Here is an 18,049-nt window from a genome sequence, read left to right on the forward strand (position 1 = left end):
CTTCATAGCCGCGACTTATATGTTGAAAAATCAAAATGTATTTATATATTTATTAATGATAGGAGTAGATTCCAAGCTGGAATCTACTCCTATTCTTTTTTCTCATTTACAAAAACCGTCAAAAAAATATTTTTTTAGCAGGAGTTTCCCTCCATTATCTTGTAAACAAACAAAGAAGTATTCATATCGAGGAAGGGAGATTACAAATATGCTTTCGATTAATCCAAACGAACAAACAGAAAAAGATAATTACAAATTATTAACAGGGAGTATCATTCCGCGCCCTGTAGCATTCGTAACTTCTGTAACAAAAGATGGTGTTTTAAACGGGGCTCCATATAGCTATTTTAATATCGTTGCTGCTAATCCGCCGCTCATTTCTGTTTCCGTACAACGTAAAGGAGGAGAAAGAAAAGATACTTCTCGAAACGCCATTGAAAAAGGTGAATTTGTTGTACATATTTCCGACGAATCCTATGTGGAGGCCATCAACGAAACCGCTGCAAACCTCCCTCCAAATCAAAGTGAGATTGAATTAGCGAAACTAACCCCGATCGAAAGTGATGTCATCTCCGTACCAGGCGTAAAAGAAGCGAATATTCGAATGGAATGCGTATTAGAACGCGCCATCCCACTAGGTGGAACAGAAGACTCCCCAGCATGTGACCTTCTTATCGGCCGCGTTGTCCGGTTCCACGTTGCAGAACATTTATATGAAAACGGACGAATTCATGCAGAAGGACTAAAACCAGTAAGCCGCCTAGCAGGACACAACTACGCAAAATTAGGAGAACAATTTGAGCTTGTAAGGCCAATTTAAAAGTGGCGACAGCTCGTTCATTCCACAACAAAAAATCCCCCGCCATTATAAGCGGGGGATTTTTTTTATATTTCTTCACGCTTTTCTTCTAGCGTAGGCGCATTTTCCTTCTTCGGTTTTCCAAGCTTTACAACAAAGAAATATAAAGAGAGCAATGTAATAAGAAAAACGATAAAAAATGGATACGGCGAATAAAACATACGAGCCGTCTCTGTTTTTCCCTCAATAAATTTTAAAGAACTTATATCTAAAAACTCAGCAAACATTTGTACACCGAGCATACTAAACCAAAATACGAAAAAGCTAATAATAATACCCAAAATTTGTTTTACTCTTGTCACTTGTACCATCCCTTCTATGTATAAGAGTTAGAGTTATTTTTAGTGCGACAAGCAATAATAGAAACAGTAAGGTTGTACAGGAAAGAGGCTTCCGTTACCATTCCCAATTTCATTTCATCCAGCAAAGTACTACTATTTATAAAATAGCCCCGTAAACAATAAACCTACATAACTATCTTGATAAAAATGTCAAAAACTAAATGTACCATTTTCTTATATGATAGCAAGATTATATTGGAAAAAGAAGACATAATCCAAACCCAACAAGAATAATACCGCCGAGTACTTCACCATATGTACCGAGCATATGCTTTGCATGTCTTCCAATAAGTAAACCACCCCATGCTAATATCATACTGACCAATCCAAACATCAATATTGTTACAACCATTTGCGCTCCGTAAATCCCGAGGCTGAGCCCAACTGAAAAGCTATCTATACTTACACTAAATGCAAATACCAATAAGCTAATTCCTACCGGAGCAGACCTTGTTTCTTCACTTTCTAAAATGGAAGAATACACAATATAAAATCCTAATCCAATTAACAGAATAGCCCCAGCAACAGTCGCAATATGCCCAAATTTCTCTGATAAAAAACGACCTAGTATCATACCGAGAAACGGCATAACAATATGAAACAGCCCTATTGTCATACCGATATAAATGATTTGTCGCATTCTGAGCGTTATCATACCCATGCCGAGGCTTACAGAAAATGCATCCATCCCTAAGGCAAATGCCATTATAATCAAAGGTACTAGTTGTTCAACCGTCATCCATGTCCCTCCTCGGACTTGCTACTTCACAATATGCTCATCCGAGGAGAAATAGAATCTACGAAATTTTTCTGTATAAAGTGAAACTTTAATCAGTGGGAGTTTTCTTCATCCCCCACTGATTATTAGCCCCACTAATAGGGCTTTTACAGGATACATCCATTTCAATTATCCAACATTCACATTAGGGCCATGAAAAACAAAAGGTGAACCCGCGCTCGTTCTCTCCTTCTGGTTTCACTCGGCATGGGGCCAAAAAGGTACTGACCGCTTCTATGCATGAGCGGATCCTCTCTTCCAACTTAAAAAATGGAATACCTCGTTTTTCAATTTGTATTTACACAAATTAAAACTTTCACCGCATACTCCCATTTTCATTATCCAACACTCACATTACGGGCTATGAAAACAAAAGGTAACCCGCGCTCGTTCTCTCCTTCTGGTTTCACTCGGCATGGGGCCAAAAAAAGCACTGACCGCTTCTATGCATGAGCGGATCCTCTCTTCCACCCTAAAAAATGGAATACCTCGTTTTTCAATTTGTATTTACACAAACTAAAACTTTCACCGCATACTCCCATTTTCATTATCCAACACTCACATTACGGGCTATGAAAACAAAAGGTAACCCGCGCTCGTTCTCTCCTTCTGGTTTCACTCGGCATGGGGCCAAAAAAAGCACTGACCGCTTCTATGCATGAGCGGATCCTCTCTTCCACCCTAAAAAATAGGTTTTAATTTTTCAACTCGCCTACTCTTCAATAATAATATGATGCCCTGCCGCTTTCGTTAAACGGTTCATGATCGCATTTCCAATTCCTTCATTCGGAAATGACTCACTAAAAATCACATCTACTTTACTGGCATCAAATGTTCTCAGCACATCGTATAATTTAGTTGCAACGCTTGCTAAATCACTTCGCACTCCGCAAGACAATACAACATCCGCTTTATATTCATGTTGATATTCTTCTGTCGTTAATACACCTACCGTATACCCTTCGTCTTTCTTCTGATCTACAAGCTGTTGAATAAAATCACGAGACCCTTCAACAATACTAAGTGGTGCTTTCGGTGCATAATGTGTATATTTCATCCCTGGTGCCTTCGGTTTTTCTTTCTCATCTTTTAGCGCAGGATCTAACGAAACAGTTCCGATCACTTCTTCTAGCTGTTCCTTCGTAATCCCACCTGGACGTAAAATCGTCGGTACTTCACTTGTACAATCAATTACCGTTGATTCAACCCCAACGCCAGTCGCACCACCATCAACAATACCAGCAATCTTTCCATTTAAATCTTCATATACGTGAGATGCTAGTGTTGGACTCGGACGCCCAGAACGATTGGCACTGGGTGCTGCAACAGGTACATTCGCTTCTTCAATAAGAGCTAGCGCCACTGGATGATCCGGCATTCTAACTCCAACTGTATCTAAACCAGCCGTAACCTTTTCAGAAATCCCCTCTTTTTTCGGTAAAATAATTGTTAATGGTCCCGGCCAAAAGTGCTTCATTAAGACTTCTGCAACCTCTGGTATTTCTCTAACAATTCCTTTTAACTGCGATTTAGAACCAATATGGACAATCAGTGGATTATCACTCGGTCTGCCTTTCGCTTCAAAAATTTTCGCAATTGCTTCATCATTCATCGCATTTGCTCCTAGCCCGTATACCGTCTCTGTCGGAAAAGCAATCGCTTCATTTTCCCTTAGTAATTTTGCTGCTTTTTGTAATTGTGGATAATCTTTTTTTATTTCCACAACATTATCCACAGTCCACATATTTGTATGCATTTTTTCCCACGTCCTTTTTTCCCATGAAATACTTGTTATATTTAGTTTACTATGAGATTTATCCAAAAGACAAACAAGGTTTATCCACAAAATGTGGATAAACCCAATTAATCAGTGGATAACTTTGTGAATAGCTGACAATTTAGTATTATTACATTCTGCTGTTTTATATTTTCACAAAAATGTTCTAACTGCTGAATATCCTCTGGAACTTTATGTTTTTCCACAGTTATAAAGTTAAAAAACTGAAAGATCGTCACAGATTGTGGATGATTTGTGAGTAAATATACTTGCCCCATACTTTTCTCTTTCATATACTGCAAAAACATTTCAAAAAAATATAAGAAAGTCTTGTTATCCACAATGGGTGTGAACAAACAAGAACGAATGAGTGCATTTTCTCCTTTTTGTTCATAACCAATTACAGCTTGTATCTCTCCGGCATCTTCCAATATCATAAATTGCTCGTATAACTCATTTATTTTATCATCTTTTTTATTAGCTTGTCCGAAAAAAGAATGTAATCTCTCAACATCAGCGTTTGTAGCAAAATAAGTCTTTTTCACAACAAATCCCCCCTCATTTCTATATATGAGGAAGGATTCCAAAATAGTACTTATTTAGAAAATAACGATGTGAATGCTTCTACAATAAATAATTTCACTTTCGGTTTTTCCTCTTGCTCTTCTGTTTCTACTGTTTCAATTGTTTGTTTTTGTTTTTGTTTCTTCTCCAGAGGTTTTTCTATTTTTTCCACAGGCTGTTTTTCTCCCTGTTTTACGCTTTTTTCTTGTGCAATCTTTTCATTTGTTTCTTTCACAGGAGTTTGTACTTTTGAAATAACCTCTTTTTTCGATGTTTCTTGTCCCTTTTTTTGTTTTGACAGAACATCTTGATTTTGTTTTTCCGATACCTCTTCTTTTTCTTCCTGTATTTTTACTGGCCGTTCTTCCTCATCCATTGATTCTGCTTTTACAACATGCTCTTCTTTTTTTACAGCCGATCCACTAGAGAAATCTAGAAAACACATTGGCGGGAATAACACGCACCACCAATTTGCCCCTTCACCTTTTCCAATTGAAATGAGTACTGCTTCATATTCCCCTGCTGGATAAATAAAATTCCCATATACTTTTGTAGGAAATTTAATGTTTTTGCTAAATGTAACTTGAAATGATTCTTTACTTCCTTCGCGTTTTAACGTATTAGCAACCGTTTTTTCAATTTCTGGGATTTGACTCTGAATAACGCGACGTGCATCTTCAAACGATTTCAAATCTGCTACCCAACCATCAATTTGCATCTTTACTTCATCGCGCACTTTACGTTTGAGCGCCTGATCTTCCTTCGAATCGCTATTTGCTAAAATACGTAATCGAACAGCTTCTTTCGGAATAACAGTTTTTCCCTTCGCATCAACTTTCATATATCCAAACTGCACAAGTAACTGTGCACCAATTAATAATAAAAGAAAATAGGCAATCGCTTGTTTTTTCATCTCCTACACCGTCCCTTCTGTAAACAGTGTAGACACTCTTACCTCTTTCTAAACTATTAAATTCTAAATCTATAGAAAAACTTTCGAGTGTATGTAAATACAAATTGAAAAAACGATTTAAAACCTTTCTTTTTGGATGGAAGAGAGCATCTAGCCATGCACAGATGCGGGCTTTTCATAGCCGCGACTTATATGTTGAAAAGGCAAAATGGATTTATATAGAAAAATGGAGTAAGGTTCTATCCTTACTCCATTTCCGCAAATACCATACGATCTTTTCCGTTAATATCAAATACAACTTCTACATGGGCATGCGGAAATGTCTGCTGCAATAACCTTTTAACATCTTCACCTTGCCCTATGCCTACTTCAAAAGCAACAATTGCTTTTCTTTGCAAGACGTTTGGCAACTCTTCCATAAAACGGCGATAAAAATCAAGCCCATCTTCCCCGCCAACAAGCGCACGCTTCGGTTCATGCTCTTTTACAACCGGAGAAAGACCTCTCCAGTCTTCTTCTGGAATATACGGGGGATTTGAAACAACAACATCTAATTTTTGCCCCGTTTCATAAAACGGTGATAATAAATCACCATGATAGAACGTTACATTTGCACCTAATGCTTTTGCATTTTCTTTCGCAACTTCAATAGATTCCTGTGCGATATCTACTGTATACATACGAAGATTTTGATTTTCTAAAGCGAGCGTAATTGAAATTGCTCCACTTCCCGTACCAATATCAGCTATATGCAGTTCCTGCTTACCAAACATACGCTGGATTCTATCTAATACACCTACTATAAGCTCTTCTGTTTCTGGTCTTGGTATTAATACTTCTTCATTTACGAAAAACGAACGACCATAAAACATTTCATATCCCATCATATATTGAACAGGAATCCCACCTACATGTTTGTGGATAAAGTTCGTAAACGTCTTCTGTTGTTCCTCAGACATTTCTTCACGCATGTTCATCATTAAGCCTGTTCGATTCGTCTTTAATACATGACAAAGGACAATTTCTCCCGCATTTTCATCTCGCCCATTTTCTTGTAAAAAAGAAGAAGCCCATTTCAGGGCTTCATAGACACGCATTACTCAGCTGCCTCCATCTTTTGCGCCTGATCTTCCATCACTAAGGCATTGATGAAATCATCTAACTTACCTTGTAAGATTTGATCTAGCTTCTGAATCGTTAAACCGATTCGATGGTCTGTAACACGGTTTTGCGGGAAGTTATACGTACGAATACGCTCTGAACGGTCTCCCGTACCAACAGCTTGTTTACGGTTTTGATCGTACTCAGCTTGCGCTTCTTGTCTAAATTTATCATAAACACGTGCACGTAATACTTTCATTGCTTTTTCTTTGTTCTTAATTTGCGATTTTTCATCCTGACAAGATACAACTACACCAGTCGGTAAATGCGTTAAACGTACCGCTGACATCGTTGTATTAACACTTTGTCCACCAGGACCACTAGAAGCAAATGTATCAACACGAACATCTTTTTCATGAATATCGATTTCTACTTCTTCTGCTTCCGGTAATACAGCTACAGTTGCTGTAGAAGTATGGATACGTCCTCCAGATTCTGTTTCCGGAACACGTTGCACACGATGTGCACCATTTTCAAACTTCAACTTTGCGAAAGCGCCTTTACCGTTGATCATAAAGATAATCTCTTTATATCCACCTAACTCTGTATAACTCGCTTCGATAATTTCAGTTTTCCAACCTTGTACCTCAGCATAACGGCTATACATACGGTATAAATCACCAGCAAATAAAGCAGCCTCATCGCCACCAGCAGCACCACGAACCTCCACAATAACGTTTTTATCATCATTCGGGTCCTTTGGAACAAGTAAAATTTTCAGACGCTCTGATAATTCTTTCTCTTGTCCCTCTAACTCAGAAACTTCTTCCTTTACCATCTCACGCATGTCAGCATCTAACTTTTCTTCTAACATTGCCTTCGCATCTCGTAATTGCGCACGAACATCTTTATACTCACGGTACACCTCTACCGTTTCTTGCATATCAGATTGTTCCTTTGAATATTCACGAAGTTTATTCGAATCACTAATAACCTCCGGATCACTTAACAGCTCGTTTAACTTCTCATAACGATTTTCTACAGCTTGCAAACGATCTAACACATCATTCACCTCAACATCCTAGTCTTTAATACAAATAGTATATGGTACTTAATCAAAAAAACGCAAATTATTATTTTAAAAGTGCAGGCGGCTCGCTCAGAATGGGAGGGGGATGGAGCTTCTGACATAGAGGCGCCTTTTGCCTCGCAGGAAGAAGCGAAGCCACCGACCATTCTTGCCGCCGGAGCTAGATATTATTTAAAAGCGCAGGTGGCTCGTTCAGCTCTGACCGGCTAAGGTTCTTTCGCACACAAGGCGCTCTTTGCCTTTTGTGCGGAAGGTTCTTAGACGCGAAGAGCTTGCCACCGAAACTAGATATTATTTTAAAAGTGCAGGCAGCCCGCCCCACTCTTCATCTATTTTCGAAAAAAACCCGCCCTATTGTAGCGAGTTTTACTTATTTTTGTTTTGTAGGTACTGCATGACAATGACGACAACGCGGCTCATATGACTCTGAAGCCCCAACTAAAATAATTGGATCATCGAATGCAGCTGGTTCTCCATCAATTAAACGTTGTGTACGGCTTGCTGGAGATCCGCATACAGAACAAACTGCTTGCAATTTTGTTACATGTTCAGCAATCGCCATCAGCTGAGGAACTTGTCCAAATGGTAGACCACGGAAATCTTGGTCTAAACCGGCTACAATGACACGATAGTCACGATTTGCCAATATTTGCACCACTTCCACAATGTCCCCATCAAAGAATTGCACCTCATCAATTGCAATAACGTCCATTTCTTCTGTTATATGATTAAATATATCTTTTGAAGCTGAAACAGGAACTGCTTTTACCTTTAATCCATTATGTGATACAACATCTTCTTCACTATAACGATTATCAATACATGGTTTAAATACAATCGCATGTTGCTTTGCAAACTGGGTACGGCGCACGCGGCGGATGAGCTCTTCTGATTTTCCAGAAAACATACTTCCGCAAATCACTTCAACCCAACCGTTTTGATTTATTAAGTACATGGAGCTCTCCTTTCATCTACTTTTTTATCCAAAGTAGGGTAAAGGTTTAATATTTTCGCAAAAAAAACAGACAAGCGAATAGATACACTTGCCTGTTTTATGTTTTTTATTACTTAAGACCGTATTTCTTATTGAAGCGGTCAACACGTCCGTCTGCAGTAGCAAACTTCTGACGTCCAGTGTAGAATGGGTGAGAATCAGAACTGATCTCAACTTTTAGTAATGGATAAGTGTTTCCATCTTCCCACTCAACCGTTTCGCTAGATCCTTTAGTAGATCCGCTTAAGAATTTGAAGCCTGTGTTTGTGTCCATGAATACAACTTTCTTGTAATCCGGATGAATTCCTGCTTTCATTCTTTTCATCTCCTTCCGCCCTGAATCATTTTCGAAACAGAGTTTTTCATCTTTAGCTGCGAATACAACTATAATGATGAAACACATATGATGAAATTATAACAAGGCTAACTTCATTTTGCAACTACCTGTTTTTGTCTTTTATAAATTAAAAGTGGAAGCGGCTCGTTCAGAATGAGAGGGGGATGGAGCTTCTGACGTAGAGGCGCCTTTTGCCTCGTAGGAAGACGCGAAGCCACCGACCATTCTTGCCGCTGGAACTGGATATCACTCTAAAAGCGGAGACGGCTCATTTAACTCTAACCAGCTAAACTTCTCCACAAAAAGACATGAAAAAACTCGCTTAGCATAAAAATAAGCGAGTCATCACCGTTTCCCTTTACTTCGTTGTTACATATCTTTTGGAATCTGCAACAATGTTTTGTAAAAATTCTTCATTTGTTTTCATTTGACGCATCTTGCGTAAGAAACTTTCAACAAAGTCTGGTGTATCACGCATTGTTTTGCGAATGCCCCATAGCTTGTCTAAATGTTCTTTCGGAATTAATAGATCCTCTTTACGCGTACCAGAACGGCGAATATCAATCGCTGGGAAGATACGACGCTCAGCTAACGAGCGATCCAAATGAAGTTCCATATTACCTGTTCCTTTAAACTCTTCGTAAATAACATCATCCATACGAGACCCTGTATCAACAAGTGCTGTTGCTAAAATCGTTAAGCTACCGCCCTCTTCAATGTTACGAGCTGCCCCGAAAAATCGTTTTGGTCTATGGAACGCAGCTGGGTCAATACCACCCGATAATGTACGTCCACTTGGTGGAATAACAAGGTTGTAAGCACGTGCTAAACGGGTAATACTATCCATTAAAATGATAACGTCTTTTTTATGTTCTACAAGACGCATCGCACGTTCTAATACAAGCTCTGCCACCTTAATGTGGTTTTCCGGTACTTCATCGAACGTAGAACTTACAACATCACCTTTAACAGAACGTTCAATATCCGTTACTTCCTCTGGACGTTCGTCAATTAAAAGTACGATTAATTCTGCTTCTGGATGATTTGTTGTGACACTATGAGCAATTTCTTTTAATAGTATCGTTTTACCAGCCTTTGGAGGCGCGACAATTAAACCACGTTGTCCAAATCCAACTGGTGCAATTAAATCCATGATGCGTGTTGATAGTTTCTTCGGCTCCGTCTCCAATTTCATTTGACGATTTGGATATAACGGTGTTAATGCAGGGAAATGCACACGCTCTTTTGCTGATTCTGGATCATCACCATTTACTGCTTCGACTTGCAGCAATCCAAAATAGCGTTCGTTTTCTTTCGGCGGGCGTACTTTACCAGAAACCTTATCTCCATTACGCAAATCAAAACGACGAATTTGCGAAGCTGAAATATAAATATCTTCTGAGCTTGGAGAATAGTTGATTGGACGTAGGAACCCAAATCCTTCTGATTGAATAATTTCGAGTACACCTTCCATGAAGAAGAAACCTTCTTTTTCTGCACGAGCTTTTAATATAGCAAAAATTAACTCTTTCTTTGTTAATTTGCTGTAATACGAAATCTTAAATTCTTTCGCATGCTCGTATAACTCTTTTAATTTCATGTTTTCTAATGCTGCAATTGACAAATTCATTCAGACACCACACTTTGACATTATTCTCTTTTCACATGGGTAAAGGGAAAATATACGGAAGGCAAATACATAATAATGAAAGGCAATAAGTTCAAGTAGGGTAATATTCACTATTGTAACCCTTTTATCCAGTTTTAATCAATACGTTGTAACACAAATACAAGAAGCGAAGACAAGAAAATTTGTCTCCGCTTTTTATATTGCTTCTGTTTTCTCTTTATTTAATTACTAAATTTGGTTTTTTATTTAAGCTATGGCGTCCGTCAACGAAACGAACTGTTCCGGATTTTGCACGCATAACAAGGGATTCTGTTGTACCAACACTGCCTTTAAATTGAACACCACGTAGTAATTCACCATCTGTTACGCCTGTTGCTGCAAAGATTGCGTCGTCACCTTTCACTAAGTCTTCCATACGAAGGATACGATTTATATCTTCAATACCCATTTTTTTACAACGAGCTAATTCTGCTTCATTTTGAGGAAGAAGCTTCCCGTGAATTTCCCCGCCCAAACATTTTAATGCAACTGCTGCAAGAACGCCTTCAGGTGCACCACCAGAACCGAATAAAATATCAACACCTGTACGATCAAATGCTGTATTAATTGCTCCAGCTACATCGCCATCATTAATCAATTTAATACGAGCGCCAGCTTTGCGAATTTCTTCAATAATCGCTTGGTGACGCGGGCGGTTTAGAACTGTTGCTACAACATCTTCAATATCTTTATTTTTCGCTTTTGCAACAGCGCGTAAGTTATCAATAATAGGTGCGTCAATATCAACTGCACCAACTGCTTCTGGTCCAACTGCAATTTTATCCATGTACATGTCAGGAGCATGTAACAAATTACCGTGATCCGCAATCGCAATAACAGCAAGTGCATTCCAGCCTCCAGCTGCTACGATATTCGTTCCTTCTAACGGATCAACTGCAACATCGACGCGCGGTCCGTATCCTGTACCTAATTTTTCCCCGATGTATAGCATTGGCGCTTCATCCATTTCCCCTTCACCAATTACAACTGTACCTTTCATCGGAATTGTATCGAACACATCGCGCATTGCTGATGTTGCTGCACCGTCTGCTTCATCTTTTTTTCCGCGTCCCATCCAACGCGCTGATGATAATGCTGCAGCCTCTGTTACACGTACTAACTCCATAGATAAACTTCTTTCCACAATAATCCCTCTCCTTTAAGTCTTAATATTTATGCCGTATTTTGTGAACCGGTTCCTTCTATAAAGTGTAGCTTCCGTCAGCAGTAATTCTTCGTCCCCCATTAACGGAAGCACCACCACTTCATCTTCATTTTGCAATAATAAGCAAAACTCCATATCAAGAGTACATTGCCAACAATCTTTGCAAATTATGCATTTTTCATTTCTTCAATCTCTTGCCGCGTCATTTGTTCTCGCCAAATGTTCGCACCAAGACCTTTAAGCTTGTCTACTATATTTTCATAACCTCGGTCAATATGTTCAAGCCCTGTCACTTCTGTAATCCCTTCAGCCATTAATCCTGCAATTACAAGTGCAGCACCCGCTCGTAAATCGCTCGCTTTTACCTTTGCTCCTTGCAAAGCAACAGGTCCTGTCACAATAGCAGAACGGCCTTCTACCTTAATTTGTGCATTCATCCGGCGCAATTCATCAATATGTTTAAAGCGAGCACCATAAATCGTATCCGTTACAACTCCCGTTCCATGCGCCTTTGTTAAAAGAGTTGTAAAAGGTTGTTGTAAATCTGTCGGAAATCCTGGATACACAAGTGTTTTTATATCAACAATCTTTAACTTACGATCCCCATTTACCTTAATTTGATCATCGTTCGTCTCAACTTGTACACCAGCTTCTCGTAATTTTGCAGTGATTGACTCTAAATGTTGCGGGATTACATTATCAACTGTTATTTCTCCACCAGACGCCGCTCCTAAAATCATGTACGTACCCGCTTCAATTCGGTCTGGAATAATAGAATGGTGACAACCGTGCAGAGAATTCACACCATCAATACGAATCACATCTGTACCAGCACCTTTAATTCGTGCCCCCATACTTGTTAGTAATGTTGCTACATCAATAATTTCTGGTTCTTTCGCAGCGTTTTCAATCACCGTTCTACCTTTTGCACGCACAGCTGCTAGCATAATGTTAATCGTTGCTCCTACACTAACAACATCTAAATAAATACGAGCTCCTCGTAATTCATCCGCTCTTAAATAGATTGCACCTTGCTCATTTGTCACATGTGCACCTAATGCTTCAAATCCTTTAATGTGCTGATCAATTGGTCTTGGCCCTAAGTGACATCCACCAGGAAGCCCAATTACAGCTTTGTTAAAGCGGCCAAGCATAGCGCCCATCAAGTAATAAGAAGCACGCAATTTTTTTACCTTCCCGTTCGGCAAGGGCATAGCAACCATTTTGGAAGGATCAACCGTCATCTCTTCCTCCTGATTGTACGTTACAACTCCTCCAATTTCCTCTAATAGGTCTCCTAACATCTTCACATCTGAAATATTAGGTACACCACCGATGGTCACTGGAGTATCAGCTAAAATGGTCGCTGGAATTAGAGCAACAGCACTGTTCTTTGCACCGCTCACGCGAATTGATCCGTTTAAAGGTCGTCCACCTTCAATCAGCAACTTTTCCATGTTGAGCTCCCTTCTTATGAATGTATTTATTTTCCTTAAGAATCTCATTTGTTCAGCATACTATCAAGAAAAACAAAAGAGCCAATCATTTTTGACTTTTCCCTTTCCTCAACTTAACAAGCGGTAAGCCCTCACCTTAAAATAGGTAGGCTTTAGGCGAGTAGATGAAGACTAACTGCCCGTCAAGCTATACTCGTCAATTCATCTTAGATACATGATAACGTTTATTAATAGAATCATTCACACCATTTTCCATTTTCACATTTCCTTACAGTTCATGTGAATAAATTGGCAATTCATTTAATCTTAAGACTTGTTCACGCTTTCATTATACAACGAAAGGAAACCGTCTAAAAGACTAGACGGTTTCCAAAACGGAATTTTATTCTTACGCTTTACCGTTAGAACCGAATTCACGAATTTTACCAATAACAGTTGCTTTGATAGCTTCGCGGCCAGGTCCGATAAATTTACGAGGATCGTAAACTTCTTGATCTTTGTTTAATACTTCACGAACAGCTTTTGTAAACTCGATTTGGTTCTCAGTGTTTACGTTGATTTTTGAAGTACCTAAAGAAATAGCTTTTACGATATCAGCAGTTGGGATACCAGTACCACCGTGAAGTACTAAAGGTACACCAGTGAAGTCGCGAACTTGTTCCATTTCTTTAAATCCTAAGTTAGGCTCACCTTTGTAAGGGCCGTGTACAGAACCTAAAGCTGGAGCTAGGCAATCGATACCTGTTGCTTCAACAAGGTGTTTACACTCTTCAGGATTAGCATAGATAACGCCTTCAGCGATTACATCGTCTTCTTGTCCGCCAACTGTACCAAGCTCAGCTTCTACAGATACGTTACGAGCGTGTGCGTATTCTACTACTTTTTTAGTAGTTTCAACGTTTTCTTCGAATGGGTGGTGAGAAGCGTCGATCATTACAGATGTGAAACCTGCATCGATTGCTTCTTTACATTTTTCGAAGCTTGAACCATGGTCAAGGTGAATCGCTACAGGAACAGTGATGTTCATTTCTTCGATTAAAGCTTTAACCATAGCTACAACTGTTTTGAAACCAGTCATATGACGAGCTGCACCCTCAGATACACCTAATATTACAGGAGATTTTTCTTCTTCCGCAGCAGCTAAGATAGCTTGAGTCCACTCTAAGTTGTTCATGTTGAATTGACCAACTGCGTATTTTCCTTCTAGTGCTTTGTTTAGCATTTCTTTCATGGAAACTAAAGGCATGATGAATCCTCCTAAAAAACGTTTTTTGTATCCGATAAGTTCTTATCGCTGGTAGTATGACCAGAATAAGGTAAAATATGTATATCTACATACCGGACTTTTTTCTACACTCAATAGGATAACAACTTGTACTCAAAAACTCAACTGTATTCACCTGCTCATCAGTCCATGTAAACGCTTTTTTTCATATTTTTTATAAAAAATTCATTTTTAAGCCTCTACAGCGATTTCATTTCGTACCGCTTGGCGAATTTCATCAATATCAAACGGCTTAGCAAAGTGCATTAAAGCTCCTAAATCTTTTGCTTCTTGGATCATATCCAACTCCCCATAAGCAGTCATTAAAATAACTTTAATATCTTCGTTAATTTCTTTCACATGTTTTAAAATCTCTATACCATCCATACCTGGAATTTTCATATCTAGAATAACTAAATCTGGATTATCCTTTTTCACGATATCTAAAGCTTGAAATCCATTTGCTGCTTGGAACGTTTGATAACCTTCTTTTTGGAACACTTCATGCAATAACACACGAATGCCGTATTGATCATCAACGATTAAAATTTTCCCTTCCATAGTCCCCAACCTTTCTGTGTAAATACAAGATTAAAAGCTTCTTATATCTTATTCGGTTTATTTTCGCTATTCTTTACCAAATTCCTTCCCATTCTTTCTTATTTTACCGCCTACTATTTTGTTATGCTACCTCTATTACTTCGCCTTTCTAAAAAAATAAGCTATAATGAAAGCCGCCTTAACACAATCGAAAGGAGCAATACAATGTTAAAAATTTTTTCTACTCAGCTAAGCGGCTATTTCACAAAGATTTCTCAAAAAGAAGAGATGAATATAGAAGATAGTGCCCGTCTACTTGCGCAAGCGTTAGTTGGTGATGGCATCGTTTATTTACACGGTACAAACGAAATGGACGGCGTTGTTTCGGAAGCATTACACGGCGCAGAGCCGCTAAAACATGCAAAGCGCTTAATCGAAAATGGTACAAAAGCAGAAGTGACATCCGCAGACCGCGTACTTCTTATCAGTCGTTTTTCAACAGATGAAAATATTATTTCATTAGCGAAGCAGCTACAAGAAGAAGGACACTCCATTGTTGGTATTTCAGCCATCCAAAATGGCGAAGTCTCACTAGAACAATTCACAGATGTACATATTGATACAAAATTGCTAAAAGGTTTAATCCCGGATGATGAAGGCAACCGTTATGGGTTCCCAAGTTTAATCTTATCTCTATTTGCTTATCACGGATTAAAATTTACAATTGATGAAATGATAAACGAATATGAGTAAAAGAAAAAGGCGTCCAAATTTGGACGCCTTTTTTATTACTTGCTTTCTTTATTCGTAATAGAAGCTTTTACGAAATCATGGAACAATGGTTGTGGACGGTTTGGACGAGATACAAGTTCTGGGTGGAACTGTGCTGCCACGAACCAAGGGTGATCTTGTAATTCAATGATCTCTACTAAACGACCATCTGGGCTTGTACCAGAGAAGATAAATCCAGCGCCTTCCATGTCTTTACGGAATTCGTTGTTGAACTCATAACGATGACGATGACGCTCGTATACAACTGGTTCATTATACGCATTGTAAGCATTTGTTTCTGGAGTAAGCTTACATGGGTATAGACCAAGACGAAGTGTGCCACCTAAGTCTTCTACATCTTTTTGTTCTGGTAATAAGTCAATAATTGCATAAGGCGTGTCAGGATTAATTTCAGAAGAGTTAGCCCCTTCTAATCCTAATACGTTACGTGCAAATTCGATTGATGCAAGTTGCATTCCTAAGCAAATTCCTAAGAATGGAACTTTATTTTCACGTGCATATTGAATTGCAGCGACTTTTCCTTCTACACCGCGATCGCCGAAGCCACCTGGTACAAGGATACCGTCTGTGTCGCCAACTAATTCTTTTACGTTTTCTGCTGTTACGTGCTCAGCATTTACCCATTTCACTTCTACATCTGTATCAAATGAATATCCTGCATGGCGAAGTGCTTCTACAACAGAAATGTATGCATCTTGAAGTTCTACATATTTACCAACAAGAGCGATTTTTGTTTTCTTAGATAGGTTACGTACTTTTTCAACTAATGCAGTCCACTCTGTCATATCTGCAGCTGGATTGTCTAGTTTTAAGTGATCGCAAACGATTTGGTCCATATTTTGCTCTTGAAGCGATAATGGAACTGCATATAACGTATCTGCATCACGCGCTTCGATAACTGCTTTTGTATCGATGTCACAGAATAAAGCAAGTTTGTCTTTCATATCTTGAGAAACAGGCAATTCTGTACGAACAACGATAATATTTGGCTGAATACCTAAGCTACGAAGTTCTTTAACGCTATGTTGCGTTGGTTTTGTTTTCATTTCACCCGCTGCTTTTAAGTACGGGATTAATGTACAGTGAATATACATTACGTTGTCACGACCAATATCGCTCTTAATTTGGCGAATTGCTTCTAGGAATGGTAGAGACTCGATGTCACCAACAGTTCCCCCGATTTCTGTAATAACAACGTCCGCATTTGTTTCGCGGCCTGAACGATATACACGCTCTTTAATTTCATTTGTTATGTGAGGAATAACTTGAACTGTTCCTCCTAAATATTCACCACGACGCTCTTTTTGAAGAACAGAAGAGTAAATTTTACCTGTTGTTACGTTGCTGTATTTGTTTAAGTTAATGTCAATGAAACGCTCATAGTGACCAAGGTCTAAGTCTGTTTCTGCGCCATCATCTGTTACGAATACCTCACCGTGTTGGTATGGGCTCATTGTCCCTGGGTCTACGTTAATGTATGGGTCAAACTTTTGGATTGTTACGTTTAAACCACGATTTTTTAAAAGTCTTCCAAGAGATGCTGCTGTAATCCCTTTCCCTAAAGAAGATACTACACCGCCTGTTACGAAAATATACTTAGTCATAAAAGTACTCCCTTCTACTTTGTTGTTATATAATCACCGTTGCAAAGCGCAACGTATGTAGATAACACCTTATCTATCTTATTGTTAGACTCTTTTTATTTTCTAACCAAAAAACAAAAAAGAAAATTGCTCCCCTCATCACGAAAAGTAATAAGTAGGGAGCAATTTTCTTTTATATTTACACTTTAAAAGTATTATCGTCCTGTTTTAAAGAGCCCAAAAATGATTCTACATGGACGATAATAAAAAGTCAAGAACTACACTTCTTCCTCTTCTTCTGTTTCATCATACTCAAGTTCTTCGTCAGCGAATTCTTCCTCTTCATCATCTTCATCTAAATCATCAAGATCATCGTCTTCGTCAAGAACCTTGTCCAAATCTTCTACATCATCTTCTTCGTCATCACCGTCGAAGTCGTCTTCGTCTTCTTCAATGTAGTCATCAAAATCTTCTTCCTCTTCAACCTTACGTTTTTTCTTAGGCTTTGGCTGAGGTAAGATTTCTTCATCAATTTGCTCGTATGGGTACCAACTGCGTATCCCCCAACGGTTTTCTCCTAAATTGATGAAACGTCCATCGATATTTAAATCTGTATAGAATTGTGCGATCTTCGCAGCAACTTGTTCTTGAGATAGTCCCAGCACTTGAGCGATTTCCTGAACTAAATCATGGAATGACGTTGCCTGTCTTTTATCCTCTAAAACACTATGTACAACTTCAATCATGGATAATTCTTTTAGCTCTTCTGGTGAATATTTCTTAAAATCCACTTATGCGGCACTTCCTTTCTTAAAATATAATCCT

At 38.8% G+C, this 18,049-nt stretch carries 18 protein-coding genes; 2 read left to right on the forward strand and 16 right to left on the reverse strand.

The window, feature by feature from the left end:
* Positions 1-208 precede the first annotated feature (208 nt).
* The gene (locus NSQ40_RS27055; RefSeq protein WP_003202262.1) at positions 209-820 is read left to right on the forward strand and encodes a flavin reductase family protein; all 612 of its coding nucleotides are present in this window, start codon (positions 209-211) and stop codon (positions 818-820) included.
* Positions 821-885: 65 nt separating this feature from the next.
* Here the strand turns inward: NSQ40_RS27055 and NSQ40_RS27060 are convergent, their stop codons facing one another.
* From NSQ40_RS27060 to spo0F, 14 genes are all read right to left on the reverse strand, one after another.
* Complete coding sequence (locus tag NSQ40_RS27060) at positions 886-1,161, reverse strand: DUF3935 domain-containing protein (protein ID WP_018781178.1); 276 nt, start codon at positions 1,159-1,161, stop codon at positions 886-888.
* A 229-nt stretch (positions 1,162-1,390) separates the two neighbouring features.
* Positions 1,391-1,939 (reverse strand): manganese efflux pump MntP, encoded by a 549-nt coding sequence (locus NSQ40_RS27065; protein WP_006096663.1) that lies wholly within the window; start codon positions 1,937-1,939, stop codon positions 1,391-1,393.
* A gap of 751 nt (positions 1,940-2,690) precedes the next feature.
* Positions 2,691-3,734, reverse strand: coding sequence for an L-threonylcarbamoyladenylate synthase (locus tag NSQ40_RS27070; RefSeq protein ID WP_016112693.1), 1,044 nt, complete (start codon positions 3,732-3,734; stop codon positions 2,691-2,693).
* A 107-nt stretch (positions 3,735-3,841) separates the two neighbouring features.
* Positions 3,842-4,300: a hypothetical protein gene (locus NSQ40_RS27075; protein WP_003209230.1), complete on the reverse strand. Its 459-nt coding sequence runs from the start codon at positions 4,298-4,300 to the stop codon at positions 3,842-3,844.
* Between the two features lie 50 nt (positions 4,301-4,350).
* Positions 4,351-5,232 (reverse strand): stage II sporulation protein R, encoded by an 882-nt coding sequence (gene spoIIR / locus NSQ40_RS27080; RefSeq protein ID WP_003202253.1) that lies wholly within the window; start codon positions 5,230-5,232, stop codon positions 4,351-4,353.
* A gap of 245 nt (positions 5,233-5,477) precedes the next feature.
* Positions 5,478-6,329 (reverse strand): peptide chain release factor N(5)-glutamine methyltransferase, encoded by an 852-nt coding sequence (prmC, locus tag NSQ40_RS27085; RefSeq protein ID WP_003202251.1) that lies wholly within the window; start codon positions 6,327-6,329, stop codon positions 5,478-5,480.
* Positions 6,329-7,396, reverse strand: coding sequence for a peptide chain release factor 1 (gene prfA, locus NSQ40_RS27090; RefSeq protein WP_026008495.1), 1,068 nt, complete (start codon positions 7,394-7,396; stop codon positions 6,329-6,331). Before prfA ends, prmC begins: the two co-directional genes overlap by 1 nt.
* Positions 7,397-7,793: 397 nt before the next feature.
* Entirely contained in the window at positions 7,794-8,378 is a 585-nt protein-coding gene (locus tag NSQ40_RS27095) for a thymidine kinase (protein ID WP_003202246.1), read from the reverse strand.
* A 109-nt stretch (positions 8,379-8,487) separates the two neighbouring features.
* Positions 8,488-8,733 carry a type B 50S ribosomal protein L31 gene (locus tag NSQ40_RS27100; RefSeq protein WP_000643436.1) on the reverse strand — a complete coding sequence of 82 codons (246 nt, stop codon included), beginning with the start codon at positions 8,731-8,733 and terminating at the stop codon, positions 8,488-8,490.
* Positions 8,734-9,112: 379 nt separating this feature from the next.
* On the reverse strand, positions 9,113-10,384 hold the full coding sequence (rho, locus tag NSQ40_RS27105) for a transcription termination factor Rho (protein WP_003202242.1): 1,272 nt from the start codon (positions 10,382-10,384) through the stop codon (positions 9,113-9,115).
* A 217-nt stretch (positions 10,385-10,601) separates the two neighbouring features.
* Positions 10,602-11,567 carry a class II fructose-bisphosphatase gene (gene glpX, locus NSQ40_RS27110; protein ID WP_003209232.1) on the reverse strand — a complete coding sequence of 322 codons (966 nt, stop codon included), beginning with the start codon at positions 11,565-11,567 and terminating at the stop codon, positions 10,602-10,604.
* Positions 11,568-11,755: 188 nt separating this feature from the next.
* Positions 11,756-13,045, reverse strand: coding sequence for a UDP-N-acetylglucosamine 1-carboxyvinyltransferase (murA, locus tag NSQ40_RS27115; protein WP_003202346.1), 1,290 nt, complete (start codon positions 13,043-13,045; stop codon positions 11,756-11,758).
* 388 nt (positions 13,046-13,433) lie between these two features.
* The gene (locus NSQ40_RS27120; protein ID WP_018781175.1) at positions 13,434-14,291 is read right to left on the reverse strand and encodes a class II fructose-bisphosphate aldolase; all 858 of its coding nucleotides are present in this window, start codon (positions 14,289-14,291) and stop codon (positions 13,434-13,436) included.
* 210 nt (positions 14,292-14,501) lie between these two features.
* The gene (spo0F, locus tag NSQ40_RS27125; RefSeq protein WP_000398590.1) at positions 14,502-14,870 is read right to left on the reverse strand and encodes a sporulation initiation phosphotransferase Spo0F; all 369 of its coding nucleotides are present in this window, start codon (positions 14,868-14,870) and stop codon (positions 14,502-14,504) included.
* Positions 14,871-15,074: 204 nt separating this feature from the next.
* On the opposite strand from spo0F, the gene NSQ40_RS27130 reads away from it, so the two are divergent.
* Complete coding sequence (locus NSQ40_RS27130) at positions 15,075-15,602, forward strand: DUF2529 domain-containing protein (RefSeq protein WP_018764917.1); 528 nt, start codon at positions 15,075-15,077, stop codon at positions 15,600-15,602.
* Positions 15,603-15,637: 35 nt separating this feature from the next.
* On the opposite strand, the gene pyrG is transcribed toward NSQ40_RS27130, so the two are convergent.
* Positions 15,638-17,245 carry a CTP synthase gene (pyrG, locus tag NSQ40_RS27135; protein ID WP_003202338.1) on the reverse strand — a complete coding sequence of 536 codons (1,608 nt, stop codon included), beginning with the start codon at positions 17,243-17,245 and terminating at the stop codon, positions 15,638-15,640.
* 257 nt (positions 17,246-17,502) lie between these two features.
* Positions 17,503-18,015, reverse strand: a complete 513-nt coding sequence (gene rpoE, locus NSQ40_RS27140; protein ID WP_003209233.1) for a DNA-directed RNA polymerase subunit delta — start codon at positions 18,013-18,015, stop codon at positions 17,503-17,505.
* Between the last annotated feature and the right edge of the window lie 34 nt (positions 18,016-18,049).

Source organism: Bacillus sp. FSL K6-6038 (genome assembly GCF_038050455.1).
In the GTDB taxonomy this organism is placed as follows: domain Bacteria; phylum Bacillota; class Bacilli; order Bacillales; family Bacillaceae_G; genus Bacillus_A; species Bacillus_A pseudomycoides.